This window comes from Achromobacter sp. 77, from assembly GCF_020541125.1.
GTDB lineage: Bacteria > Pseudomonadota > Gammaproteobacteria > Burkholderiales > Burkholderiaceae_B > Achromobacter > Achromobacter mucicolens.
Genome location: NZ_CP059848.1, coordinates 4,731,721 through 4,754,952, shown reverse-complemented (window position 1 = coordinate 4,754,952; position 23,232 = coordinate 4,731,721). Strand labels below are relative to the sequence as shown.

General features: G+C 66.5%; 23 protein-coding genes. 8 read left to right on the top strand and 15 right to left on the bottom strand.

What is annotated here, in order from left to right:
* Positions 1 to 7 precede the first annotated feature (7 nt).
* From H4P35_RS22090 to H4P35_RS22080, 3 genes are all read right to left on the bottom strand, one after another.
* The gene (locus H4P35_RS22090) at positions 8 to 958 is read right to left on the bottom strand and encodes a FecR domain-containing protein (protein WP_226847019.1); all 951 of its coding nucleotides are present in this window, start codon (positions 956 to 958) and stop codon (positions 8 to 10) included.
* The gene (locus H4P35_RS22085) at positions 955 to 1,464 is read right to left on the bottom strand and encodes a sigma-70 family RNA polymerase sigma factor (protein ID WP_062839808.1); all 510 of its coding nucleotides are present in this window, start codon (positions 1,462 to 1,464) and stop codon (positions 955 to 957) included. The genes H4P35_RS22090 and H4P35_RS22085 overlap by 4 nt, the downstream gene beginning before the upstream one ends.
* Before the next feature lie 106 nt (positions 1,465 to 1,570).
* On the bottom strand, positions 1,571 to 2,398 hold the full coding sequence (locus H4P35_RS22080; protein WP_226849519.1) for a prephenate dehydratase: 828 nt from the start codon (positions 2,396 to 2,398) through the stop codon (positions 1,571 to 1,573).
* A gap of 313 nt (positions 2,399 to 2,711) precedes the next feature.
* On the opposite strand from H4P35_RS22080, the gene H4P35_RS22075 reads away from it, so the two are divergent.
* Together H4P35_RS22075 and H4P35_RS22070 are read left to right on the top strand one after the other, a co-directional pair.
* Positions 2,712 to 4,349, top strand: a complete 1,638-nt coding sequence (locus tag H4P35_RS22075) for a thiamine pyrophosphate-binding protein (protein WP_226847018.1) — start codon at positions 2,712 to 2,714, stop codon at positions 4,347 to 4,349.
* Positions 4,350 to 4,412: 63 nt separating this feature from the next.
* Positions 4,413 to 5,414 (top strand): tripartite tricarboxylate transporter substrate binding protein, encoded by a 1,002-nt coding sequence (locus H4P35_RS22070; RefSeq protein ID WP_152382497.1) that lies wholly within the window; start codon positions 4,413 to 4,415, stop codon positions 5,412 to 5,414.
* On the opposite strand, the gene H4P35_RS22065 is transcribed toward H4P35_RS22070, so the two are convergent.
* The gene (locus H4P35_RS22065) at positions 5,411 to 6,373 is read right to left on the bottom strand and encodes a LysR family transcriptional regulator (protein WP_152382496.1); all 963 of its coding nucleotides are present in this window, start codon (positions 6,371 to 6,373) and stop codon (positions 5,411 to 5,413) included. The genes H4P35_RS22070 and H4P35_RS22065 overlap by 4 nt on opposite strands.
* A gap of 119 nt (positions 6,374 to 6,492) precedes the next feature.
* Between H4P35_RS22065 and H4P35_RS22060 the strand changes: the two genes are divergently transcribed.
* Positions 6,493 to 8,022 carry a CoA-acylating methylmalonate-semialdehyde dehydrogenase gene (locus H4P35_RS22060; RefSeq protein WP_226847017.1) on the top strand — a complete coding sequence of 510 codons (1,530 nt, stop codon included), beginning with the start codon at positions 6,493 to 6,495 and terminating at the stop codon, positions 8,020 to 8,022.
* Between the two features lie 74 nt (positions 8,023 to 8,096).
* On the opposite strand, the gene H4P35_RS22055 is transcribed toward H4P35_RS22060, so the two are convergent.
* The 11 genes from H4P35_RS22055 to H4P35_RS22005 all read right to left on the bottom strand — a co-directional run bounded on the left by H4P35_RS22055 (position 8,097) and on the right by H4P35_RS22005 (position 18,095).
* Positions 8,097 to 8,846 (bottom strand): sulfite exporter TauE/SafE family protein, encoded by a 750-nt coding sequence (locus H4P35_RS22055; protein WP_152382494.1) that lies wholly within the window; start codon positions 8,844 to 8,846, stop codon positions 8,097 to 8,099.
* A gap of 62 nt (positions 8,847 to 8,908) precedes the next feature.
* Positions 8,909 to 9,910 carry a tripartite tricarboxylate transporter substrate binding protein gene (locus tag H4P35_RS22050; protein WP_226847016.1) on the bottom strand — a complete coding sequence of 334 codons (1,002 nt, stop codon included), beginning with the start codon at positions 9,908 to 9,910 and terminating at the stop codon, positions 8,909 to 8,911.
* A gap of 212 nt (positions 9,911 to 10,122) precedes the next feature.
* Positions 10,123 to 11,001: a LysR substrate-binding domain-containing protein gene (locus tag H4P35_RS22045; protein WP_056325836.1), complete on the bottom strand. Its 879-nt coding sequence runs from the start codon at positions 10,999 to 11,001 to the stop codon at positions 10,123 to 10,125.
* Positions 11,002 to 11,051: 50 nt separating this feature from the next.
* A complete protein-coding gene (locus H4P35_RS22040) occupies positions 11,052 to 11,885 on the bottom strand; it encodes an amidohydrolase family protein (RefSeq protein ID WP_226847015.1) in 834 nt (277 codons plus the stop codon).
* A gap of 48 nt (positions 11,886 to 11,933) precedes the next feature.
* Complete coding sequence (locus H4P35_RS22035) at positions 11,934 to 12,614, bottom strand: fumarate hydratase C-terminal domain-containing protein (protein WP_056325841.1); 681 nt, start codon at positions 12,612 to 12,614, stop codon at positions 11,934 to 11,936.
* Complete coding sequence (locus tag H4P35_RS22030) at positions 12,608 to 13,543, bottom strand: fumarate hydratase (RefSeq protein ID WP_056325844.1); 936 nt, start codon at positions 13,541 to 13,543, stop codon at positions 12,608 to 12,610. Before H4P35_RS22030 ends, H4P35_RS22035 begins: the two co-directional genes overlap by 7 nt.
* A 12-nt stretch (positions 13,544 to 13,555) precedes the next feature.
* Positions 13,556 to 15,295, bottom strand: coding sequence for an L-aspartate oxidase (locus H4P35_RS22025; protein ID WP_226847014.1), 1,740 nt, complete (start codon positions 15,293 to 15,295; stop codon positions 13,556 to 13,558).
* A gap of 1 nt (position 15,296) precedes the next feature.
* Positions 15,297 to 15,641 carry a succinate dehydrogenase gene (locus tag H4P35_RS22020; protein WP_108696761.1) on the bottom strand — a complete coding sequence of 115 codons (345 nt, stop codon included), beginning with the start codon at positions 15,639 to 15,641 and terminating at the stop codon, positions 15,297 to 15,299.
* Positions 15,641 to 15,973, bottom strand: coding sequence for a succinate dehydrogenase (locus H4P35_RS22015; protein WP_226847013.1), 333 nt, complete (start codon positions 15,971 to 15,973; stop codon positions 15,641 to 15,643). The genes H4P35_RS22020 and H4P35_RS22015 overlap by 1 nt, the downstream gene beginning before the upstream one ends.
* Position 15,974: 1 nt before the next feature.
* A complete protein-coding gene (locus H4P35_RS22010; RefSeq protein WP_226847012.1) occupies positions 15,975 to 16,709 on the bottom strand; it encodes a succinate dehydrogenase/fumarate reductase iron-sulfur subunit in 735 nt (244 codons plus the stop codon).
* A gap of 204 nt (positions 16,710 to 16,913) precedes the next feature.
* Positions 16,914 to 18,095 (bottom strand): MFS transporter, encoded by a 1,182-nt coding sequence (locus H4P35_RS22005; RefSeq protein WP_226847011.1) that lies wholly within the window; start codon positions 18,093 to 18,095, stop codon positions 16,914 to 16,916.
* 157 nt (positions 18,096 to 18,252) lie between these two features.
* On the opposite strand from H4P35_RS22005, the gene hisD reads away from it, so the two are divergent.
* From hisD to H4P35_RS21980, 5 genes are all read left to right on the top strand, one after another.
* Entirely contained in the window at positions 18,253 to 19,572 is a 1,320-nt protein-coding gene (hisD, locus tag H4P35_RS22000) for a histidinol dehydrogenase (protein ID WP_226849518.1), read from the top strand.
* Positions 19,569 to 20,336, top strand: a complete 768-nt coding sequence (locus H4P35_RS21995) for an SDR family NAD(P)-dependent oxidoreductase (RefSeq protein ID WP_226847010.1) — start codon at positions 19,569 to 19,571, stop codon at positions 20,334 to 20,336. The genes hisD and H4P35_RS21995 overlap by 4 nt, the downstream gene beginning before the upstream one ends.
* Positions 20,333 to 21,346, top strand: a complete 1,014-nt coding sequence (locus tag H4P35_RS21990; RefSeq protein WP_226847009.1) for a LacI family DNA-binding transcriptional regulator — start codon at positions 20,333 to 20,335, stop codon at positions 21,344 to 21,346. Before H4P35_RS21995 ends, H4P35_RS21990 begins: the two co-directional genes overlap by 4 nt.
* A gap of 81 nt (positions 21,347 to 21,427) precedes the next feature.
* The gene (locus H4P35_RS21985) at positions 21,428 to 22,414 is read left to right on the top strand and encodes a tripartite tricarboxylate transporter substrate binding protein (RefSeq protein ID WP_180097907.1); all 987 of its coding nucleotides are present in this window, start codon (positions 21,428 to 21,430) and stop codon (positions 22,412 to 22,414) included.
* A gap of 25 nt (positions 22,415 to 22,439) precedes the next feature.
* Positions 22,440 to 23,228: an HpcH/HpaI aldolase/citrate lyase family protein gene (locus tag H4P35_RS21980; protein ID WP_226847008.1), complete on the top strand. Its 789-nt coding sequence runs from the start codon at positions 22,440 to 22,442 to the stop codon at positions 23,226 to 23,228.
* Positions 23,229 to 23,232 lie beyond the last annotated feature (4 nt).

Sequence of the window (23,232 nt, the reverse complement as noted above, 5' to 3'; positions counted from 1 at the left end):
CGGGGGCTCAAGCGCCGGCGGGACCGACCGATACCCAGTAGCGGGTGACCCGTTGCACGTCGATGGGCAGGCGTTCGGCCAGCGCCTGCAGGGCTGCGTCGGTATCTCGAAGCGATAGCGCGCCGGAGACCCGCAGGTCGGCGACCTCGGGCGCGCAGCGCAGAAAGCCCGGGCGATGGCGCGCCAGTTCGGCCACCACGTCGGCCAGGCGCTGGTCGCGCACGACCAGCATCCCTTGCGCCCAGAGCGCCGCGCTGTCGTCCACCGGCGTCAGCACGCCGGCCTGGCCAAGCGTGAAGCTGCTGCGTTGCCCGGCGTCGATGCGCAGGGGCGTGCCGCTGGCGGGGCGCGCCAGCACGGCGTGCTCGAACACCATGACCTCGGTGCGGTCGTGGGTCAGACGCACCGAGAATCGTGTGCCCAGCGCCTCTACCTCGCCCTGCGGGGTTTGCACCACGAAGGGCCGGTACGCGGCCTGCGATTCATGGCCGGTCGTCACCAGCACTTCCCCGGCCACCAGGACCAGACGGCGTTCGCCCGCGCCGTAGCGCAGGTCGACGGCGCTGCCGCTGTTCAACACCAGCTGCGTGCCATCGTCGAGCAGACGTGTCAGTTGCTCGCCCGCCGCGGTGCGCAGGTCGGCGCGCCAGGCGGGCGCCTCGCGCCACGCCATCCAGCCGGCCGGGGCGAGCACGCCCAGCCCCAGCGCCGCGCGCAGCACGGTTCGGCGGCTCTGGCGCTTGCGGGTGGCGCGCAGCACGCGATGTCCGATGGAGGAGGGTACGTCTTCGAACACGCCCAGCACCTGCTCGGCGCGGGCCCAGGCCTTCGCGTGGGCCTCGCCTTGGGCCAGCCACCGCTCGAATGCCCGCCGCGTGGCCGCGTCGGAGGTCTCGTAGCGCAGCCGGATGACCCAGTCGGCCGCTTCCTCCAGCAATAGATCGCCCGGCGCGCTCATGCGGCGGCCGTCATGCAGGCCATCAGGGCCTTGCGCAGATGGCGGCGCACCGTGATCACGGGCTTGCCGGTCTGCTCGGAGATCTCTTGCAGCGTCAGACCGTCCAGTTGCGCCAGCAGGAACATGTCGCGCGTGGCCGCGGGCAGGCGCTGCAGCATGGCGTCGATCGCCACCAGCGTCTGCACGATCATGAGTCCCGTTTCCGGAGACGGTACCTGCGGCTCAGGCAGGTGCGCGATGGCGTCCAGGTAGGCCTGTTGCACGGCGCGGCGGCGCCAATGGTCAACCAGCAGCCCCTTGGCAATATGCGTGATCAGCGCGCGCGGCTCTTCGCGCAGCACGGGCGGACGGCGCGCGGCCATCAGCCGAACGAACGTGTCCTGCGCCAGATCGGCCGCGTCGCCGCTGTCGCCCAGCTTGCGATGGAGCCAGCCTTGCAGCCACCCATGGTGATGGCGATAAAGCTGCTCGACTGCGGGGAGGGATAGGGAGTCGGGAGATTGCAAGATGCCCTGCAGTCTACCGAATGCGAATAAGAAATACTATTAATTAGAGTTGTTAGGTGGCGGGGCGCGGCGCGCGCGCAACACCGCATGGGGAATCAACCGCCGCTCACTTGCGCGGATAGGAACCCAGCAACCGGAATTCGGGATGCGCCTTCAAAAGCCCGGCCAGGGGTTCCTGCGCGGCATGGCCCGCGACCTCGACGAGATACCGATGCGTGTCCAGCGTCTTTTTGCTGGGACGCTCATAGATCGTCAGCACGGCAACGTTGGCCTGCACGAGGGCGCGCAGTGCATCATTCAGGTTGTCGTCCGCAGTCGAGAGCACCAGCGAGGTCTTGTCATGTCCCGTGGGCGCGGGCAGGTCGCGGCCCAGCACCCACCAGCGCGTCACATTGTGCGGTCCTTCCTCGATCCCATCGACCAGCGCGCTCAGCGAATACACGCTGGCGCCCACCTTCGGACCGAACGAGGCCTTGTCGAGGGTGGCGCTTTCCGCAACGGTCTTGGCCGCGGCGCCGCCACTTGCAGACTCGGTGCGCTTCACCGTGGGCATTTCCCGGTCCAGCCAGGGTTTCACTTCCTCGAATGCCACCGGGTGAGCGAACACTTCCTTGATGTCTTGCAGCGTCGCGCCGGGACGCGCCAGCAGGCTGTAGCCCAGCATCTTGGGGTATTCGCCGACCACCACGGCATCGGGCAGATCCAGCACGGCGTCCAGATAGGGCGTGACGCCAACGACCGACGTCGTCACGGGGACGCACGCCTGGGTCAGCTTGCCCGATGCGTAGCCAGAAAAGAGTTCGTCGCGCGTGAGCGGGACAAGCGCGTTGGGCCCGAACAGGTCCAGGCACGCCTGATGGGTCCAGGAGCCCGCGGGCCCCAGGTAACCAATGGAACCGGCAAAACTGGGGGTCATCGTCATCATCCAGGTCATGAGGCCAAGTGCCGCGCCAAGGTGTCTTTTTGCCATGGTGTCGCCTTCGAAGAGTGCCGCGCGACGGCCGCGCAATGTCATGGATCGCCAAGACGGTATGAAACACCAGGCGCGCCGATCTGTATAGAGGGATCCGCTTTCAGCGTGTGAGGGCATGCCGCCACGCGTCGGCGGGCGTGATCCTTGGTTCAAAAAACATCAACCTAAACGCCGCTGTTACCCGATACACTGAGCCGCAAATGCGTCAAAGAAACATGTCGGATCAATAAAAGGTTGCAGGGCACAGCCAAGCGCAACCTCGGGGGAGACAAACGTGCTTGGTTCTGAGTTGATCATTCGCTCGCTGCGTCGGCGGGGCGTCAATACCATTTTCAGCCTCTCCGGCAACCAGATCATGCCGCTATACGATGCCTGTATCGACGCAGGCATCCGCATCATCCACGTCCGGCACGAAGCGGCCGCGGTCTTCATGGCCGATGCGTGGTCGCAGATCACCGGCGAACTCGGCGTGGCGTTGATCACCGCCGCGCCGGGCCTGACCAACGGACTCGCGCCGCTTTATTCGGCCTCGCAGGCGGAAAGCCCGGTGCTGCTCATCTCGGGCGACTCTTCGGTGTCGGAAGATGGCTCTGGCGCGTTCCAGGAACTGGACCAGGTCTCCATCACCCGTCCGCTGACCAAGTTGTCGGTCCGCCCGCGGTCCGCGGCAGAGCTTTGCCCTGCGCTTGAAGCGGCGATCTCGCAGGCGCTTGCGCCGCGTCGCGGCCCCGTCCACCTGGCGTTGCCCTTTGACCTGCTGACCGCCGAGTCGGGCATGGCGGACCTTCCCGACGCGCCAGCCGTTCAGCCGCCGGTTGCCTCGGTGGATACTTCCAGCGTGAACCAACTGGCAGACCTGTTGCATTCGGCGCAGCGTCCGCTGGTGCTGGCCGGCCCGGCGAGCGCGCGGCCGCAAGGACGTTCCGCGCGCGCGGCAGCCGAAGCCGCGCTGGGGCTGCGCATCATCCCGATGGAAAGCCCCCGCGGGCTGAAAGATCCGTCGCTGGGGGCCTTGGCCGGCATCATCCCAAGCGCCGACCTGATCGTTCTGGCGGGAAAGTGCCTGGACTTCACGCTGGGATTCGGCAGCACCGGCGCGCTTGGAGAAGCGGCCCGCGTCGCGGTCATCGACCCCGACCCCGCGATGCTGGAACGCGCGGGCCGGCTGCTTGGCGCGCGTCTGGTCCTGGCATTGCAGGCCGACCCGTCGGCGGCACTGGCGGCGGTGGCGGCGGCGCAACCCTCGGCCGAACGCCTTGCGTGGCGCGCCCAGGTCGATGAAGCGCTGCAAAGCCGGACGGTGAAGACGCCGTCCGCACCGGCGCAGGGCGCATTGGATCCGCGCGCGCTGTGCGAGACCGTGCAGGCGTTTCTGGCGTCCGCGCCCGATCCGATCCTGATCTGCGACGGCGGCGAGTTTGGCCAATGGGCGCAAGCCTTCTGCCAGGCGCCGGTCCGCATCATCAACGGCATGTCCGGGGCGATCGGCGCAGGGGTCTGCTATGCGATCGCCGCAAAGATCGCACGGCCCGGCGCCACGGTGGTCGTCATGATGGGCGACGGCACCGCCGGGTTCCACCTGATGGAGCTGGACACGGCGGTGCGCGAAGGCGCGGCGATCACGGCGGTGATCGGCAACGACTTGCGCTGGAACGCCGAGCACCTGATTCAAATGCGCACCTACGGCCCGCAGCGGCTGATCGGGTGCGAGCTTTCTCCGGCGGCTCGCTACCACGATGTCGCCTCGGCGCTGGGCGGCGCGGGGTTTGCGGCGCACGACGCCGCAGGCCTGACCACCGCCTTGCGCCAGGCCGCCGCCAGCGGCCTGCCAGCCTGCATCAACGTGTCTCTCGCGGGCGAGGCCGCGCCGGTTTTCCACGCAGCATCAATGCAGTCCACGACCGGTCATTGAGCTCAAGGCATCGAGCGTTGCCGCAGTCCGGTTTCGTCCCGTAGAACGACCAGGAGACATCCCATGATCAGCCTCACCGGCATCCGCCCGGGCGGGTCCGCTCGCGCCGCGTTTTGCCTGCTTCTCACCTGTCCCGGCCTGGCCGCTGCCCAGGCTTACCCTGCCAAACCGATCCAGCTCATCGTGCCTTTCAGCGTGGGCGGCGACGCCGACATGGCGGCCCGCAATCTGTCCGCCGCCGCGCAAGGCGTTCTTGGGCAGCCAGTGGTCGTGGTCAACAAGGCCGGGGCCAACGGCGCGATCGGATCGGCCGCGGTCAAGAATGCAGCGCCCGACGGGTACACGCTGCTGATGGGACGCATTGGTTCCCAGGTCCTCCTGCCCGCGTTGCAGCCCAAGACAACGCCCTACACCTCGAAGGATTTCACGTTCATCGGGCTGCTGGAGCTGAACCCCGTGGTCTGTGTGGTGCATCCGGATAGCACCTACCGGACCATCGGCGATCTGTCCCAGGCATTGAAGGCCAGGCCCGGCAAGCTGAACTACAGCCATTCCGGCCCCGCGACCGTGCAGAACCTTGCCCCGCAACTGCTGCTCAGCAGTCTGGGACTGAAGCCCGACGCGGCCGTCAGCGTCCCGTACAAGGGCGGCAGCGAGGTGGCCATGGCGGTGCTGAGCCGCGATGTGGACTTCGCCTGCAACAACTTGAGCTCGATGACCGGAATTCTTGCGGGTGGAAAGTTGCGCGCCTTGCTGACGACGACGCCGGAACGCCTTGCGCAGTTTCCGGACATTCCGACCGCACGCGAATCGAATCTGCCGCAGCTCGAGGCCGTCATCGGCTGGAGCGGTCTGTTCGGGCCGCCGGGCATGAGCGCCGAAGCGGTGGACAAGTGGGCCTCCGCGCTTCAGCAGATCTCGAAGGACCCGAAGTGGATCGAAGGCAACGCCAACTTCGGCGGCATTCCGCATGTGTTGTCGCCCGCCGATACGGCAAAGTACGTCGATCAGGGCGCCACCATTTATGCCGAGCTGGTGGCCAAGGCGGGGTTGCAGGTCAATTAGCCGTGGGCATGCGGGGCGATGCCGGCCGCCAGGCCTTCGGCGGCCGGAATCGCCTGGCGCAGATACTGGACGAACGAGGTCACGGTCAGGGGCACGCGCGGCGTGTAGGGCCTGACTGCATAGAGCCGTTCGGCATAGTCGCCGACGACGCGCCATCCTGGCAGGACCTCGACCAGTGTGCCGCGCTGCAGCGCCTGGCCCGCGCTGAAATCCGGAAGCAGCGCGATGCCGACCGAGCCGGCTGCCGCCTCGCGCAGGACTTCACTGTTGTTGGCCGTGAAGCTGCCGCGCACCGGCACGGCGACGCGCTTGTCCCCATCAAGCGATTCGAACGACCAGGTCGCGCCGCCGCTGCGACGCAGGTAGTGCAGGCAATTGTGGCCCTCCAGATCCGTGGGCGTGCGCGGCGTGCCGTGCGCCGACAGATACTGCGGCGTGGCGACGAGCACCGAGCGCGTCTCGCAGATCAACGAGGCGACATGGGTGTCGGGCACGCCGGCGACATGCCGGATCGCCAGGTCGAATCCCTCGGTGGCCAGGGAAGCCAGGTGGTCGCTCAGTTCAAGCTGAATCCGGACGTCCGGAAAGCGCGCAAGGAAACCGGGTATCAGCGGCGCGATGACCTGGCGCCCCAAGGCGACGGGTGCCGTCACGGACAACACGCCGCGCGGGCCGTCGGACAAGTCGCGGACCGCGGAGAATCCCGCTTCGATGCGCTGGTAGGCCGACGCGGTGTGGTCGACCAGGCTTGCCCCCGCCTCGGTCAGGCTGACACTGCGCGTGGTTCGCCGCACGAGGGGAACGCCGGCCGCCTGCTCCAGTTCCACGATGCGCTGGCTGACCGACGCCTTGCTGATCTGCAGCCGGCGCGCGGCGGCCGTGAAGCTTCCGGTGTCGGCCAGCACGCCCAGGCAGTGAATGTGCGACCACAGGTCTTCCAGGCGTCTTGTCTTTGTCATGCCAATTTCCATTGTTCAGAACCGCAAACACTGATTCCAGCCTTCTGGTCTCGACGCGCGACGGGCGGCACGACATAGTGCCAGCACCCGCACTTCACGCTTGAGCACAGGAGAACACCATGCATGCAACCCCACGCAGCGCCGGCGAATCCATCGCCGGACACTTTATCGCCGGAAGCCGCGTCGATGGGACAGGCGCGCGCCAGCCCATCTTCAATCCGGCCACGGGCGCCGTCACCCGTCACGTCACGCTGGCCACGCCCGACGAGGTGCAGCGCGCGGTAGCCAGCGCGCAGGCCGCTTTCCCGGCATGGGCCGACACGCCGCCGATCCGCCGTGCGCGCGTGTTGTTCAGATTTCTTGAACTGCTGAACCGCCACCGCGACGAGCTCGCTCGCCTGATTACCGCCGAGCATGGCAAGGTGTTCAGCGATGCGCAAGGCGAAGTCGCGCGCGGCATCGACATTGTGGAGTTCGCCTGTGGCATTCCGCAACTGCTCAAGGGCGCGCATACCGAACAGGTTTCCACCGGCATCGACAACTGGACGTTGCGCCAGCCGCTGGGCGTCGTGGCCGGCATCACGCCTTTCAATTTTCCGGTGATGGTGCCGATGTGGATGTTTCCGGTGGCGATCGCCGCGGGCAACACGTTCGTGCTCAAGCCCAGCCCGACGGATCCCAGTCCGTCGCTGCACATCGCCGAACTGCTGCGCGAGGCAGGTCTGCCCGATGGCGTGTTCAACGTGGTGCAGGGCGACAAGGTCGCCGTGGATGCGCTGCTGACGCATCCCGGCGTGAAGGCGGTGAGTTTTGTGGGATCCACGCCGATCGCCAACTACATCTATGAGACCGGCGCCCGCCTGGGCAAGCGCGTGCAGGCGCTGGGCGGCGCGAAGAACCATATGGTGGTGATGCCCGATGCCGATATCGACCAGGCCGTGGATGCCCTGATCGGCGCCGGCTACGGATCGGCGGGCGAGCGGTGCATGGCGATCAGCGTGGCCGTGCTGGTGGGCGACGTGGCCGACCGCCTGCTGCCCAGGCTGATCGAGCGCACGAAGGCCTTGAAGGTGCTGGACGGCGAGAACCCTGCCGCCGAAATGGGTGCGATCGTGACCCGCGCCGCGCACGAGCGCATCAGCGGCTACATCGCGCTGGGAGAGGCGGAGGGCGCGAAGCTGCTGGTCGATGGCCGAGGCTTCAACGGCACGCAGGCAGGCGAGGGGTGCGGCGACGGCTTCTGGATGGGCGGCACGTTGTTCGACCACGTCACGCCCGACATGCGCATCTACAAGGAAGAAATCTTCGGTCCGGTCCTGGGCTGCGTGCGGGTCAAGGACCTGAAGGAAGCCGTGGATCTCATCAACGCGCATGAGTTCGGCAATGGCGTCGCGTGCTTTACGCGGGACGGCAACGTGGCGCGCGAATTCGGCCGGCGCATCGAGGTCGGCATGGTGGGCATCAATGTGCCCATTCCGGTCCCGATGGCCTGGCACGGCTTTGGCGGCTGGAAGCGCAGCCTCTTTGGCGACATGCATGCCTACGGCGAAGAAGGCGTGCGCTTCTACACCCGCCAGAAGTCGATCATGCAGCGCTGGCCGGAGAGCATCGGCAAGGGCGCCGAATTCGCGATGCCGACGGCGAAGTGACCGTGGCGGCGGGCGGCGGGCACGCGGCCGCCTGCCCGCGCCGCGGGTCGCCAGCCCGCGCGGCGCCATGCCGCTCATGCGGGCGACATCCACCCGCGGTAGATCGCACCGGCGCCCGCGATCGCAAGCAGCACGAAGATGGATCGCTTCAGCAGTTCGGGAGAGACGCGCGTTCTGAAGCGCGAGCCGGCGTACAGGCCGATGAGCGCAACGGGCAGGAGCACCGCGGCGGCGCGCAGGATGTCCGGATTGGAGTACATGCCCGCGGCCCCGAACGCTGCCGCCCGCACGACCCCGCTCAGCAGGATCACGACCGAAATGGTTGCCCGGAATTGCTCCAGCGCGTCCAGGCGTCGCGAGAGGTAGATCGTGTAAATGGGGCCGCCGGTGCCGAACAGCGCGCTGAAGACGCCGCCGAACACCCCGAACGGAAATGCCCAGATGGGCTTGAGCGGCGGCTTGGGGCCGCCCCGGGCGCCTCGCAGGCCCTGGATGCACACGACCAGCACGAACGCGCCCAGAAGGATCAGGGGCCAGCGGGCCCCGGCGTCGCGCAGCAGCGTGACCCCCAGCGCGATGCCCAGCAGCATCCAGGGCAGCAGACGCTTGAATTCGGCCAGGCTGACGCGTCTCCAGTTTCTGCCGCCGACCAGGGCCGTGCAGGTCAGGTCAAACAGCACGACCAGCGGCACGGCCAGTTGCAGGGGAATGAATTGGACCAGCACGGGCACGGCGACCATGGCCGCGCCGAATCCCGTCATCCCGAAGACCGTATAGGCGACGAAGATGACGGGGATGACGAACGCAAGCGATTCGGTGGGCATGGGGGGAAACAGCACCTCGATGGGCGAAGTAAGGCTGGCGCGCGATGAAGCCTTGCGGTGGGTCAGCTGGCGGTGATGCCTTTCTTTTGCACCAGAGCCTGCCATTTGGCGGACTCCGCGGCAATCTCCTTTTGCAGCGCCGCGCCAGGCACGATGGTGGGGGCCATGCCCTGGTCTTGAAGGTACCGCTTCAAGCCCGGTTGCTCAACAGCCTGGTTGGCCACTGCAAGCAGCCGGTCTATCGCGGCTTGCGGCGTGCCGGCAGGCGCCATCAGCGCAAACCAGCCGGTGAACTCGAAGCCGGGCACGCCGTCCTCGGCGGTGGTCGGCACGCCGGGCAGCAAGGCCGCGCGTTCCTTGCCCGTGACGGAAAGCGCGCGCAGGCGGCCGCCCTTGAGCAGCGGCGCGATTGCATTGATGTTGCCGACAGCCACCTGGATGACGCCTGCCATCAGGTCCGTGTAGCCCGGGCCTTCCCCCTTGTACGGGACATGCATGAGTTCAATGCCGGCCGCGTCCGTGAAGGCTTCGCCGGCCATATGCGTCTGGCTGCCGACCCCTGCGGACGAAAAGCTGAGCTTGCCCGGCCGCGCCTTGGCGTAGGCGATGAGTTCCCGCGTGTTCTTGACAGGCAGTTCGGCATTGACGGTGATGACCATCGGTCCGCTGGCGACCTTGGCGATGAGGCTGAAGTCGTTGAGCGAGTAGGGCAGCTTGCTGTAGATGAACTGATTGACGGTGAACATGCTTCCCGAAGCGAGCAACAGCGTATAGCCGTCCGCGGGTGACCCGGCCACGGCCTGCGCGCCCACGCTGCCACCGGCGCCCGCGCGGTTCTCGACGACGATGGTCTGGTTCAGGCCCTTGGCCATTTCGGAGGCGAGCGCGCGCCCCAGCAAATCGGTGGCGCCGCCCGCCGAGAACGGGATGACCATGCGGATGGCCTTGTCCGATGGCCAGTTCGCGCGCGCGGGCGCTGCCAGCCAGGGCGACAGCGCCAGCCCATATCCCATGGCCTTGATCAGACGGCGGCGTGCATACAGAAGTTGATGTTCGTCTTTCACGGTGTTGTCTCCTTCGATCGCGGTAGGCGCGGCCCGCCGATCTGCGGGAAGGGCGGGTTTTGCCAGGCAGCAACTGTCCCTCGGGCCAGCCGGCTCGATTTTTTTTGGGGCGTCGCGGTGATTGTTGGCGGACTACTGGACTGCTGGGTTACGCACTGCTGGACTGCTGAGCTACGTACTGCGGATCAGGAATAGGGATGCGCCTCGCGTCGTCATCGGGTCTGGCTGGCGCAGACGGACTTCAACGCGTCGAGCAGCAACTGCGAAAGATGCGATCGGGGATTCTCCTGGGGCGCCAGGATGCCCAGACGGCGCTTGATGGTCGGAGAGCCGAACGGCGTGACCCGGATTCCCGCCGGGAACTCGTTGCGGCCGCGCCTGGCCGGCACCACCGACGCGCCAAGGCCATTGGCCACCATCGCAATGACGCCTTCCAGGTTGTCGATTTCCATGGTCGACCGCACCGTGATGCGCCTGCGCACCATTTCTTCCTGCACCAGATGGCCGACGCGGGCAGAGCGGTTGAATCGCACATACGGGGTCTGCTCCAGGATTTCCTGGTCGCTGGCGCCCTGCACCGACCGGTGCGCGATGACGACAAGCTCTTCCTCGACGAAAGGCAGGAAGTCCAGGCCGGAGCGCGGCGCATCTGGCTCGGTCACGATGGCGACATCGAGCTGGCGGTGGTAGATGGCTCGCTCCAGGTCATGCGTCAGCCCGGTGGTGACGTGAACCTCCAGCCCATGCCCCTGCTTTTGCAGGTGCCGCAGGGCCAGCGGCAGCACACCCGACACACAGGTGTGCACACTGCCCAGCTTGAGCAGGCCGGCCGACGTTCCCTTCTTGAGCGAGGCGCTCATGCTCTCCCAGTGCGTGATCAGGTCGCGCGCGCGGTGGACCAGTGCAAGGCCCGTGTCGGTCAGGATCGGCGGGCGGCGGCTGCGGTCGAAGATCGTGATGCCCAATTCATCCTCCAGGGCGCGGACCTGCATGCTGACGGCAGACAACGACAGGCCGATCGTGTTGCCGGCCTCGGCGAAGCTGCCGTGGTCTGCGATCGCTATCAGCGTGTAGAGGGTCCGGATGTCCATGCAAGAGTCGTCCTGGTAGGGGCGCGTTGCGAAACGCGCGGGGTTCGGCGCTACATCCCGAGCAGGCGCCGGGCGTTGCCTCCCATGACCTTCTTTAGGTTTTCCTCACGGATCGGCAAGCGCTCAAACCACTCTTTGTACCCTTGCACGGGACAGAAGGGAAACGAGCTGGCGTACAGCATCCGGTCGGACAGAAAGCTGTCGGCCGCCTTCACGTATTCCTCCCAGCCGGGCATGCGCGAAAAGTACATGTCGGGCGACAGCCACAGATTCGGCCGGCGGAAGCCCAGGTGCAGGATTTCGTTGACCCAGGGCCAGCCGCCGTGGGCGACCACGACATTGAGGTTGGGGAAATCCGTCAGGACGCGATCGGTCCGAATGGGATCGGAATAGCTCAAATCGGGTCCCGCGGTGCCGCCCACCATCATGATCACGGGCACGCCGACGTCTTCGCAATGGCCATAGATGGGATAAAGACGCCGGTCGTCCGCGTGCATGGGCACCGGATACGAGCCCGGTTCGATGTTGATGAGCCGAAAACCGTCTTCGATGGCCTGATCGATGGTCTGGCAGGCCTTGCGCCGGTCGGTGGGGTCGATCGAGGCCGCGCCGATGAACCGGTCCGGGTGTGCGGCCACAATGCCGCGCACGTCGTCGTTGGACACGCTGCCCAGCACGCCGGCCAGCCTGCCCACCACCACGCCGCGATCGATCCGGGCTGCCACCATCTCTTGCAGCAGCAGGTCCATCGACTGTTGCTGGGCCGCCTTGGAGGGTTCGAATCCCACCGTCCGCGTGAAGCCGTCGCGCCGTTCTCCCGCTGAGTACATCAGCGTGTTCAGGAAGCCGCCCACGGGCGGCCGAAGCCGAAAGTCGATGATCATCGCAGTCTCTTTGAATGGAATCCGATTGGGGGCGCGGCAAGGCGGCGCCTACATCACTTCGTCCTTGCGGTCGTCGGTCTCACCGTAGCGGTGCAACGCGGGCGGCTTCAACCCGGCATAGAGCTTTTCGATGCCGGCGTTGATCGTTTCCGCGTGCTGCGCGAAAAGCGAGTTCCCGTCCAGGTCGCTTTCGACGATGAAAGGCCCGAAGTCCTTGACTTCAAACAGCCACATGGCCTGCGCGATGCCCAGCTCATCCAGCCAATGCACCTCGCGAACCTGCTTGATGCCCCGTCCCAGCAGCGCACCCGTGCCGTAGCCGACCGTGGTCAGGTAGATGGCGCCGCCCGGCGCCAGTACCTGCTTGTAGTCATCGGCGGGCATGCCGCCCTTGCCGATCAGAATGCGGCACCCCGTCTCGCTGAGCCACCGGGGAATCCATTTGGAGAATCGGAACGATGCGGTGGCGGTGACCGCGCCCACGTTGTAGCCGCCGTGGCCGTCGGGTGCGGCGGCGGGCGAGCAGTGGAAGTTGACGTTGCTGACGGACCGCAGATCCACCGGCAGCGGCAGGCCCTCGTCCAGCACCTTCTTGTAGACGCCCTCGCGAGCCGTGTACACCAAGCCATTCAAGTACACGGCCGATCCCAGTTCAAGCTTGGCGATGTCTTCCGTCTTGGCGGGCAGGTCCAGGTGAAAGACCTTGATGTCGTCGTCGTTGTTTACCATTCGACCGTCTCCCGGCGCATGTAGGGCGTGAACCATTGGGGATCCGTGCGGTACTGGATCTCTCCGTTGGCGTGAATTCGCGCGGTGGCGCGGCGCGAAGACAGACAGAACGTATGCAGGCTGATGGGCATGCCGCCGGTGTGCGTGTAGCCGCATTCGATGTGGCAGTCGACCACCATGCCGGTGCCGACGAAGCCCATCGCGCCCATGCCGATCGAGTTGCCGAGCTTCATCAGTTCAAGCTCCAGTTCGGCCACCTTGGGATCGGGATTGCGGTCGCCCACTGTGCGCAGACAGGCCGCCTGCTTGCCGAGCTGCATGCACGTGTCCTTGGAGCCGCCCAGACCGATGCCGACGATGGCGGGCTGGCACGCCAGCCCGCGCTTGCCGAATGCGATCAGGGTATCGAGCACGAAGCGCTTGATGCCGTCTATGCCGTCGCCCGGAAACAGCATGCGGTAGTCGGTGCCGAAAAGCCCGCCCTTGTGCACGGTGGTGATCTCGATCCAGTCGGCGTCCGGTTCGAACGACCATTCGATCTCCGGCGCGTTGATGCCGACGTTGTTGTTGTGGTCGGTGCGCCAGAGCGGATGCACGCGGTTCGGCCGCAGCGGAATGGTGACGGTGCCTTCGGCCGTGGCGTGGCGCAGCGCGCGCTCCACGGCCACGAACCCGGCGTCCACGGATGCCTCGTTGCCGACCTTGACGTAATACCGCGGCAGGCCGGTATCGGCGCACATCGGGCGCCGGTCCTGGTCGGCGGCTTCCCAGTTGTCCATCATGGCGTGGATGACGAATCGCGGCAGCTTGCCGGTTTCCTTTTTCTGGAGCGCCTGGATGCCTTCCTTGTAGTCCTTGGGGATCTCGATTGCAGCGCGGCGCATGATTTCCAGCGCGGCTTGTTCAATCTTTTGAACGGGAATTCTCATGGTGGGTTGCCTTCAGCTTTGGGGGTTGCCTGCTTCGCCTTCGATCAGCGATTCGCCGGGCTTCACGATGTCAAAGGAAACCGGCACCATCTCCAGCTTCACGTCGCCGTCCCGCGCGCTGACGCGCGTGTAGCAGCTGGTGTGCAGGTCGCCGGGTTCGGAGAAGTCTTCGCGATAGTGCGCGCCGCGGCTGTTTTCACGCGCCAGCGCCGACACGGTGATGACCTTTGAGATGTCGACCAGGCTTTCAAGGTTGAGCCAGTCGTGCCAGGTCAGGTTGAAGCGCCGGTCGCCGTCCGCCACGCCGATATCGCGCAGGGCGGCGCGGTGGGCGGCAATGGCGTCAAGGCCATGTTCCATGGCATCCCGATTGCGCAGCACGCCCACGTCGTCCCACATCGTCTGCGACAGCGCATCGCGCAGTTCATGGATGCGTCCGGCGCGCCGCGAAAACGGGAACTCGGCGCGTTCGACACCGCGCGCGATGACCTGCTGGTCCGGATCGCGGCAGTGGCCTTCGCGGGCGACATAGGCGGCCATCGCATCGCCCGCGATGCCCCCGAAAACCGTGGAATTGGCGACGCCGTTTCCGCCCAGCCGGTTCGCGCCGTGCACGCCGCCGCAGTCTTCGCCCGCGGCATACAGGCCCGGCGAGGCGGTCGAGCCATCCACATTGAATTCAACGCCGCCCATCAGGTAGTGCGCGGTCGGCACCACTTCGACCTTGCCACCGGCCAGGTCGAATCCGCAGTCTTTGCACCGATTGACCATGCCGGGAAAGGTCTTGGCGACTTTCTCCGGACCCAGATGGCTCATCTGGATGTAGACGCCGCCCATCGGGCCGGTGCGTCCCGCCCGCATTTCGGCGTAGATGCCGCGGCTGACCACGTCGCGCGTGGCGCGTTCGCCGCGCTTGTCGTAGTTCGTCATGAAGCGTTCGCCTTCGCCGTTGAGCAGATAGCCGCCGGCGCCGCGCAGGCCTTCTTCCAGCACCGTGCCGGTCATCCGCGTATCCGGTCCGCCCAGCAGGCCGGTGGGATGAAACTGCACCATCTCCATGTCCCTGAGCTTCAGGCCATAGCGCAATGCCATGGCCAGGCCGTCGCAGGTCTTGTCGCCGGACGGCGTGTGGTAGCGATACATGGTCGGGCCGGCGCCGGTGGCCAGGAGGACGGCCTTGGCCTGCACGAAGCGATAGGTGCCCGCCCGCATGTCGATGAAGAGCACGCCCGAGATGCCCGACCCGTCGGCGGCCGGAATGAGCTCGATGGCGCGGTGCTCTTCAAGTTCTTCCACATCCAGCGCGCGTACCTGCTCCATCAGCCGGTTGATGATCTCGATGCCGGTCAGGTCCGCCTTGTGCACGGTCCGGTCAAAGCTCTGGCCGGCAAACGCCTTGGAATGCAGCGATCCATCGGGATTGCGGTCGAAGAAGCAGCCGATCTCGTTTTCGAGTTCCCGCACGCGTTCGACCGCGCCTTCCACCAGCCGCCACGCCAGATCCTGGCGCGGCAGCCACTTGCCGCCCTCGATCGTGTCCATGAAGTGGCGCTCGACCGAGTCACCCGCGGCCAGCGCGACGTTGTAGCCGCCCTGAACCATGCGGGTACAGCCGCATTTGCCAAGCAGGCCTTTCACAGTCACCGTCACCTTCAGCGAGGGGTTTGCCTTTTTCGCGTGCAACGCGGCAAAGAGGCCGGCCCCGCCGGTGCCCAGCACCAGAATGTCCGTCTTGTGGTTGTCGATACGCATGTCAGATCACTCCGGCGATGAACGCCAGTCCGGTGGCCATCGAGATCGCAAATCCCCATCCGATCCAGGCAACGCGCGCGTCGCGCGGAGAGCGCCACGGCAGAAGTTCCAGCGCAAGCAGGCGCAGGCCGAAGAACATGTGAAGCGTCAGCAGCAGGACCAGCCCCCATTCGCCGGCTTTCATCCACGGCATTTCCGCCAGCTTCAGGAAGGCGTCCAGCCTGGCTTCGTCCAGCGCCATTGCCAGCACGTAGAAGTGCACGGGAACGAACAGCGCCAGCGCCAGGCCGGAAAGGCGATGTCCCAGGAAGGCCCAGTACGCGCGGTGATTGCGTGCGGACCTCATCACGCCAGCCCTCCCACCGCGGCGACCGCGCGCATGCCCAGGACGAGCAGCATTGCGCCGAACGCCAGGCCGACGACGGAGGCGGCCGGCCGGCCAAGCTTGAGCCACTCGATCAGGATGTTGCGCAAGCCGATGGGGACGTGGACCGATACGCTGACCACGAACAGGCCGTAGAAGACGATCCACAGCCAGTTCCCGTCGGTGCGCGAGAGGATTTCGCCAGCGGTCAGGCCACCGCGGACCGCATAGATCACCAGGCCGACATGCACCAGGACGAAGGGCGCCATCACCATCGCCGTAAGGCGCTGGAGCGCGAACAGACGGGCCTCCATGTCAGTCTCCCTTGAGCAGGCTGAAGATGGCGCTGCGTTTCAGCCCGGCAATGCTGCCGGTCGGGCTCAGGCTGACCGGACAGTGCTTCATGCAGCTGCCCTGCGTGTGACAGGAATTGCAGCCGCTGCCGGAGGTGGCCTTGCGCAGGACGTCCTTGGGATCGGCGTGCCGTTCGTCGTTGTAGAGCGTCCACGCGCGGTTCAGCGCCGCGGGACCCAGGTAGTCCTTGTCCCAGGAAACCACGTCGCAGGCGGCGTAGCAGACGCCGCAGTTGATGCATTCGATGGCCGCGTCGGCCAGCTTGCGCTGCTTGCTTTGCGGCAACACCTGTGCCGGCGGATCGTCGCGCGTGGCCGTGCCGACAAAGGTATTTCCGGCGCGTGCCCACTTTTGAAAGAACTCGCGCATGTCGACGACCAGGTCCTTGATCCGCGGCATGTTGCGCAAGGGCTCGATGACGATCACGCCGGCTTCCTCGACGCGGCTCACATGCGTGCGGCATGTCCAGCGCGGCGTGCCGTTGACGGTCATCGCACAGGATCCGCACACGCCAACGCGACAGGCGTAGCGGTACGAGAGGCCGGGCTCTTGCGTTCGCTGGACTTCCGTCACCACGTCCAGGACGGTCTGGTTGTCACGCCACGGGACCAGGTAGGTGGAGAACTTGCCGTCCTCCGTGCCTCGCGAAATGCGAACCGTCAGTTGCTTCGGGTTCGCGGAGTGCTTCGTATCCATTTTCTGTCCTCAAGCGGCATGCTGCGCCCATGAACAGAATTCTGGAACTTGCGAATCCCTGAAGCAATACAGATTTGGTTGATATTTTTTGAACTTATTTCGGGCGGCCCGAGGGGCGTCGCGTGGCGCTGCGGGGTTGCCGCGACGCGGTAGATTCAGCGGTTTGCGATGACGCAGTGCGTCAATGCCGCTTGCCGCGGCTCGTTATGGCGACGCGCGACGCGGCAACCACCGCCAGAACACCCCGGCGGCCACCAGCCCCAACGTTCCCACGCCAAACGACGCGCCGCCCAGCGACAACAACGCCGTCAGCGCCGACAACGCCACCGGCCCGCCGCTTGCACCCAGATCGGCCATGAAGCGCCAGATGCCCAAAAATTGCGTGCGCGCGCCCGGCGGGGCGGCATCGGCGCCCAGCGTCATCACGATGCCCGAGCCGATGCCGTTGCCAAAGCCCAGCAGCAGCGACACCAGGATGAAGCTCGTCACGCCGCTGGTCAGCGGGATCGCCATCAGGCTCAGTCCCATCAGCAGCGTGCACGGCAGCGCCACCCAAAGGCGGCCGCGCTGGTCCATTACCTTGCCCGCGGGATAGAACACCGACATATCTACCGCGGCAACCAGCCCGTAGACGAGGGACGTGGTGGTGGCGTCCAGGCCGAGGTGGTCCGCCCAAAGCGGTATCACCACTTGGCGCGATGCCCGCAGGGCGCTGATCAGCATCACGCCCACGCCCAGCGTGGCGTACACGCTGCGATGATCGCGCGCGACCTCGCCGATGCGGGCGCGCGGCTTGCCAGCCGCCTTGACGTGAACGGGTTCGATGTCCGGCGCCTTGATGGCGATGAATCCCGCGCCGAGCATCGCGCAGACGGCGATCCAGTACGCGCCATCCAGGCCCAGAAAGTGGATCAGCGCCGCGCCCGCGAAGGGGCCGATGAAGGTGCCGATCCGCGTCGTGCCGCCCAGCGTGGACAGAGCGCGCGCGCGGTAGGCCAGCGGCACGACCTCGATCATGTAGCTCTGCCGCGCCAGCTGGAACACCGATTGCGCACATCCCTGCATCAGCATGGCCAGCGCCAGCACCCAGAGATGCGGCACGCCAATGACCAGCAGCAGTCCGGCCACGCTGAGCAGCGCGGCGCCGGCCATGGCGCGTTTTTCGCCGAATCGCTCGGTGATGAGCGCCGACGGAATGTTCGAGAGCAGCGAGCCGACGCCGATCAGGGCGGCGATGAGGCCGGCGGCCGCGAAGGACGCGCCTTGCTCCCGCGCGGTGAGCGCGATGACGGGAAGGATCGCGCCGTTGCTGATGCCGTAAAGCAGCGACGGACCGAACGCCGGCACGGCGATCTGCTTCAGATTGAACGATTCGGAATGCGACATGAGGGGAGCGTGGGTGCGCCGGACGGCGCGGCGGTCATCGGTGCGGAATCCCGTGAGTGTATCGAAAGGTCCGGGTTTCTCCCTATTTGCATACGTATGCAAGGATTTGAAAGTGCCCTCCATCGAAGAACTTTCCACCCTTGCAGGACCCGAGACCATGATCCGTTATCTGAAGCGCGGCCGGACCGCCGCCGTCAAGACCGAGGACGACGCCAAGGTGCGCGCCACCGTCGAAGACATCATCCGCGACATCGAAACCCGGGGCGACGAAGCCGTGCGGGATTACAGCCGCAAATTCGACAACTGGGATCCGGCTGACTTTCGTCTGTCACGCGCCGAGATCGAGGCAGCGCGCAAGCAGTTGTCGTCGCGCGAGATCGAGGACATCGCCTTTGCGCAGCGCCAGGTGCGCAACTTTGCGCAGATCCAGCGCGATTCGATGCGCGACGTGGAAGTGGAGACCTATCCCGGCGTGGTCCTGGGCCACAAGCACGTGCCGATGAATGCGGTGGGCTGCTACATCCCGGGCGGCAAGTATCCACTGCTGGCCTCGGCGCACATGAGCGTCCTGACCGCCAAGGTCGCAGGGGTCAAGCGCATCGTGTCCACGGCGCCGCCCTATCAGGGCAAGCCGCATCCCGCCATCGTGACCGCCATGGACATGGCGGGCGCGGACGAGATCCTGGTGCTGGGCGGCGTGCAGGCCGTCGTGGCAATGGCGGTGGGAACCCCCAGCGTGGCGCCTGTGGACATGCTGGTGGGGCCCGGCAACATGTTCGTGGCCGAAGCCAAGCGGCAGTTGTATGGCCGGGTCGGCATCGACCTGTTTGCCGGCCCCACCGAAACGCTGGTCATCGCCGATGACAGCGTGGATGGCGAATTGTGCGCGGTCGACCTGCTGGGTCAGGCTGAACACGGTCCGACGTCGCCGGCCGTGCTGCTGACGAACAGCGAACAGTTGGCCCGTGACACGTTGGCCGAGGTCGAGCGCCAGCTGACCATCCTGCCCACGGCCGAGATTGCGGCCAAGGCCTGGGCCGATTGTGGCGAGGTCATCGTCTGCGACACGCTTGAGGAAATGCTCCAGGTGGCCGACGACCTGGCGTTCGAGCACGTGCAGGTCATGACGCGCGACCCGGATTACTTCCTGAACCGGATGACGAACTACGGCGCGCTGTTCCTGGGGCCGCGCACCAACGTCAGCTTCGGCGACAAGGTGATCGGCACCAACCACACGCTGCCGACCAACCGCAACGCCCGCTACACGGGCGGGCTGTGGGTGGGCAAGTTTCTCAAGACCTGCACCTACCAGCGCGTGCTGACGGACGCCGCCAGCGTGACGATGGGCGAATACTGCTCGCGCCTGTGCCACATGGAGAACTTTGCCGGCCACGGCGAACAGGCCAACATTCGCGTGCGGCGCCATGGCAATCGTCCTGACCTGCCGTGGTATCAGCCGGTGGAGGCGCAGGCATGATTACGCTGCCCAAAGGACCGGACTTCCGGGTGGACGGACGCCGCGCCCTGGTGACGGGCGGCAGCGGCGGCATCGGACTGGCGGCGGCCGCCGCGCTTGGCCGGGCGGGCGCGCACGTCACGGTGGCAGCCCGGCGCGAGCCGGAACTGGCGCAAGTGTGCGAAGCCTTGCGGGCCGAAGGCATCGGCTGTGCGCCGCTGGTGCTGGACGTGACGGACGCCGCGGCCGTGGATCAGGCGGTCGCGCACGGCGAGCCCTTTGACATCCTGGTCAACAACGCCGGGATGAATCGTCCCAAACCGCTCATCGATCAGTCCGACGAGGACATCGACGCCGTGCTGGACCTGAACGTGAAGGCGGCCTTCTACACCAGCCGGGCCGTGTCGCGCCGCCTGCTGACGGAAGGCCGTGCCGGATCGATCATCAATGTGTCCTCGCAGATGGGGCACGTGGGCAGCCCCCGGCGCACGCTGTATTGCGCCAGCAAGCATGCGCTGGAAGGCATGACGCGCGCGCTGGCTTGGGAGCTGGGCGCCGCCAACATTCGCGTGAACACCGTGTGCCCGACGTTCATCGAAACGCCCATGACGGCGGGCATGCTGGAGCAGCCCGGGTTTCGGGACTGGGTTTGCGCGCGCAACGCGCTGGGCCGCGTCGGCCGCCTGGACGAGGTGATGGGCGCGATCGTGTTCCTGGCCAGCGATGCCTCCAGCTTGATGACGGGCAGCGCGCTGATGCTGGATGCAGGATGGACCGCGGCATGAGGACCGCGCCCCGTGCGCAAGACGTGGCGGATCTGGCGCAGGTGTCGCAGTCGGCCGTCAGCCGCACTTTCACGCCGGGCGCCAGCGTGTCCGAGGAAACGCGGCGCAAGGTGCTGGCGGCGGCACAGAAACTGGGTTACCGGCCCAACGCGCTGGCCCGCAGCCTCATCACGCGCCGCAGCCGCATCGTGGCGCTGGTGATGAGCTACCTGGAAAACCAGTTCTATCCGCTGGTCATCGAACGGCTGTCGCAGAAGCTGCAGAAAGAGGGTTACCACGTGCTGATGTTCATCGCCGAGGTGGACGAGGCGGCCGATGGCGTATTGGCGGAGATTCTGCAGTACCAGGTGGACGGCATCGTGATGGCTTCCGCAATGCTGTCGCCCAATGTGGCGCGTAGTTGCGCCGAGGTTGGGGTGCCCGTGGTGCAGTTCAATCGCGTCTCCATCCTGGGCGGGCTGGCGCGCCACGCCAGCAGCTCGGTCACGTCCGACAACTACGCAGGCGGCCAACTGGTGGCGCGCCTGCTGGTCGAACGCGGCTACCGTCGCTTCGGCTTTCTGGCGGGGCTGGAGGATTCGTCCACCAGCATCGAGCGCGAACGCGGTTACCGCGACGCCTTGCGGGAACTCGGCCACGACGTCGCTTGCCGCGACGTGGGCCACTACGACTTCGATCTGGCGCAGGCCGCCGTGCGGCAGATGTTTGCCGCCGATCCGCCGGACGCGCTGTTTGCCGGCAACGATCACATGGCGATTGCGGCGCTGGACGTGCTGCGTCAGGAACTGGGCCTGCGCGTGCCCGAGGACGTGGCCGTTGTGGGGTTTGACGACGTCCCGCAGGCCGCGTGGGGCGCGTATCGCCTGACTACCGTGCGTCAGCAGGTCGAACCCATGGTGGACGCCACCGTCGACCTGCTGCGCGAACAGATGCAGGCCGAGCTGCGGCCGCGCGACATCGTCGTGCCCTGCGGCCTTGTCGAACGCGCGACGGTCCGGGCGGGACCCTGACACACGTTTATTTTCTTTTTTCCGGCACTACCCAAAAAAAGCGCGCGCAGACCGCGCTCATCGACTCCAGGAGACAAACGCATGCGCAGCATTTTCGTCCGTACCCTGACCGCCATCGCGGCGATCGGGCTGACCGCCGGCATGGCGCACGCCCAAGGCGGCGCGCCCGCCTGGCCCACCAAGAACATCCGGTACATCGTGCCGTTCTCGCCGGGTGGCGTATCCGACGGCGTGGCCCGCCTGATGGCCGAGCAACTGAGCGCCCGCCTGGGGCAGTCGGTCATCGTCGAGAACAAGCCGGGCGTCTCCGGCATCGTGGGCACGCAATTGGTGGCCCGCGCCGAGCCGGACGGCTATACGCTGGTCGGCGGCACCATCACCACGCACGCCGTCAATCCGTTTTTCATCAAGTCGCTGGGGTACGACCCGGTCAAGGACTTCACGCCGGTCGGGTTGGTGGGCATGGTCAGCAATGCGCTGGTGGTGCGCGCCGACAGCCCGTTCAATACGGTGCAGCAGGTGATCGACGCCGCGCGCGCCGATCCGGACGGCCTGACCTACGGCACGGCCGGCGCAGGCACGTCGCAGCATCTGTCGGGCCAGCTCTTCCAGTCCATTTCCGGCACGCGCCTGCGCCAGATCGTCTACAAGGGGGGATCGCAGGCAATGGTGGATCTGATCGGCGGACAGATCGACATGGTGTTCGAAACCGTCGCGGCCGCGCGGCCTATGATCGATGCCAAGCGCGTCAAGGTCTTGGGCGTGACCAGCGCGGCCCCGTTGGCGGATCTGCCCGGCGTCAAGCCGCTCGCCGAGCTGGGCGTGCCCGGCTTCGCGATGCAGTCGTGGCAGGGCATCTTCGCGCCGGCGGGAACGCCCGCGCCGGTCGTGGACCGCCTGGGCCGCGAGATCGCGGCTATCGTCAACAGCCCAGACGTGCGCGCCAAGCTGCTGACGTTGGGCGTTGCGCCCGACGGCCGCGGTTCGGCAGAATTCTCGAACTTCCAACGCAGCGAAATAGAAAAATGGGGCAAGGTGATCAAGGACGCCGGCATTCAGGCTGACTGACCCCGCCCCGACACAGGAGACTTGCATGACCGACCCCCGCTTCCCGCTGGACGGCCGCCTGCCGGAAATGCTGCGCAGTGGCAAGCCGCTGCGTGGCCTGTTCAACGGACTGCCCAGCCCGGCCATCGTCGAGATGTGCGCGTATGCCGGCTTTGACTTCATCATCCTGGACAACGAGCACGGCAGTGCCGATTTCGGCATGACCGAACACATGATGCGCGCCGCACGGGCTACAGGCATCGTGCCGATCGTGCGCTGCTTTGAGCACGACTTGCCGCGCATCCTGGACATGGGCGCAAGCGCCGTGCAGGTGCCCATGGTGGAGACCGCCGAGCAGGCGCGGCGTCTGGCCGGCATGATCCACTATCCGCCGGTGGGCCGCCGCGGCAGCGCCTTCAGTACGCGCGCGGCGGGTTACGGGGCGTTCGGCGGCGCAGGTCACACGCAGCGCAGCAATGACGGCATCGGCTTTATCGCCATGATCGAAACGCCCGAGGCCATTGCGGCGGCGGGCGAGATTGCGGCGGTGGACGGCGTGGATGCGGTGTTCATCGGGCCCAACGATCTGGCGCACGCGATGGGCCACGGCAGCGACTGGAATGCCGAACCCGTGCAACGCGCCATCGAGGCCGGGCTGCGCGCCATCGCCGGGGCCGGCAAGTGCTCGGGGATCATCGCGCTGACGCCGCAGGACGAGGAAAAGTACGGGGCAATGGGCGCGCGCTATTTTGCCAACGTGTCGACCAGCATCATCACCCGCGCGCTGGCGCAGGCCGCCTCTGCCGGGCGCGAGGCAAAGCCGCCCGCCTATTGACGGT

What these genes read in the sequence shown, in the direction of transcription:
- H4P35_RS22090 (WP_226847019.1), bottom strand. Translation starts at nt 958, where the DNA reads ATGAGCGCGCCGGGCGATCTATTGCTGGAGGAAGCGGCCGACTGGGTC.
- H4P35_RS22080 (WP_226849519.1), bottom strand. Translation starts at nt 2,398, where the DNA reads ATGACCTGGATGATGACGATGACCCCCAGTTTTGCCGGTTCCATTGGT.
- H4P35_RS22070 (WP_152382497.1), top strand. Translation starts at nt 4,413, where the DNA reads ATGATCAGCCTCACCGGCATCCGCCCGGGCGGGTCCGCTCGCGCCGCG.
- H4P35_RS22065 (WP_152382496.1), bottom strand. Translation starts at nt 6,373, where the DNA reads ATGACAAAGACAAGACGCCTGGAAGACCTGTGGTCGCACATTCACTGC.
- H4P35_RS22060 (WP_226847017.1), top strand. Translation starts at nt 6,493, where the DNA reads ATGCATGCAACCCCACGCAGCGCCGGCGAATCCATCGCCGGACACTTT.
- H4P35_RS22055 (WP_152382494.1), bottom strand. Translation starts at nt 8,846, where the DNA reads ATGCCCACCGAATCGCTTGCGTTCGTCATCCCCGTCATCTTCGTCGCC.
- H4P35_RS22045 (WP_056325836.1), bottom strand. Translation starts at nt 11,001, where the DNA reads ATGGACATCCGGACCCTCTACACGCTGATAGCGATCGCAGACCACGGC.
- H4P35_RS22040 (WP_226847015.1), bottom strand. Translation starts at nt 11,885, where the DNA reads ATGATCATCGACTTTCGGCTTCGGCCGCCCGTGGGCGGCTTCCTGAAC.
- H4P35_RS22035 (WP_056325841.1), bottom strand. Translation starts at nt 12,614, where the DNA reads ATGGTAAACAACGACGACGACATCAAGGTCTTTCACCTGGACCTGCCC.
- H4P35_RS22030 (WP_056325844.1), bottom strand. Translation starts at nt 13,543, where the DNA reads ATGAGAATTCCCGTTCAAAAGATTGAACAAGCCGCGCTGGAAATCATG.
- H4P35_RS22025 (WP_226847014.1), bottom strand. Translation starts at nt 15,295, where the DNA reads ATGCGTATCGACAACCACAAGACGGACATTCTGGTGCTGGGCACCGGC.
- H4P35_RS22020 (WP_108696761.1), bottom strand. Translation starts at nt 15,641, where the DNA reads ATGAGGTCCGCACGCAATCACCGCGCGTACTGGGCCTTCCTGGGACAT.
- H4P35_RS22015 (WP_226847013.1), bottom strand. Translation starts at nt 15,973, where the DNA reads ATGGAGGCCCGTCTGTTCGCGCTCCAGCGCCTTACGGCGATGGTGATG.
- H4P35_RS22010 (WP_226847012.1), bottom strand. Translation starts at nt 16,709, where the DNA reads ATGGATACGAAGCACTCCGCGAACCCGAAGCAACTGACGGTTCGCATT.
- H4P35_RS22005 (WP_226847011.1), bottom strand. Translation starts at nt 18,095, where the DNA reads ATGTCGCATTCCGAATCGTTCAATCTGAAGCAGATCGCCGTGCCGGCG.
- hisD (WP_226849518.1), top strand. Translation starts at nt 18,253, where the DNA reads ATGATCCGTTATCTGAAGCGCGGCCGGACCGCCGCCGTCAAGACCGAG.
- H4P35_RS21995 (WP_226847010.1), top strand. Translation starts at nt 19,569, where the DNA reads ATGATTACGCTGCCCAAAGGACCGGACTTCCGGGTGGACGGACGCCGC.
- H4P35_RS21990 (WP_226847009.1), top strand. Translation starts at nt 20,333, where the DNA reads ATGAGGACCGCGCCCCGTGCGCAAGACGTGGCGGATCTGGCGCAGGTG.
- H4P35_RS21985 (WP_180097907.1), top strand. Translation starts at nt 21,428, where the DNA reads ATGCGCAGCATTTTCGTCCGTACCCTGACCGCCATCGCGGCGATCGGG.
- H4P35_RS21980 (WP_226847008.1), top strand. Translation starts at nt 22,440, where the DNA reads ATGACCGACCCCCGCTTCCCGCTGGACGGCCGCCTGCCGGAAATGCTG.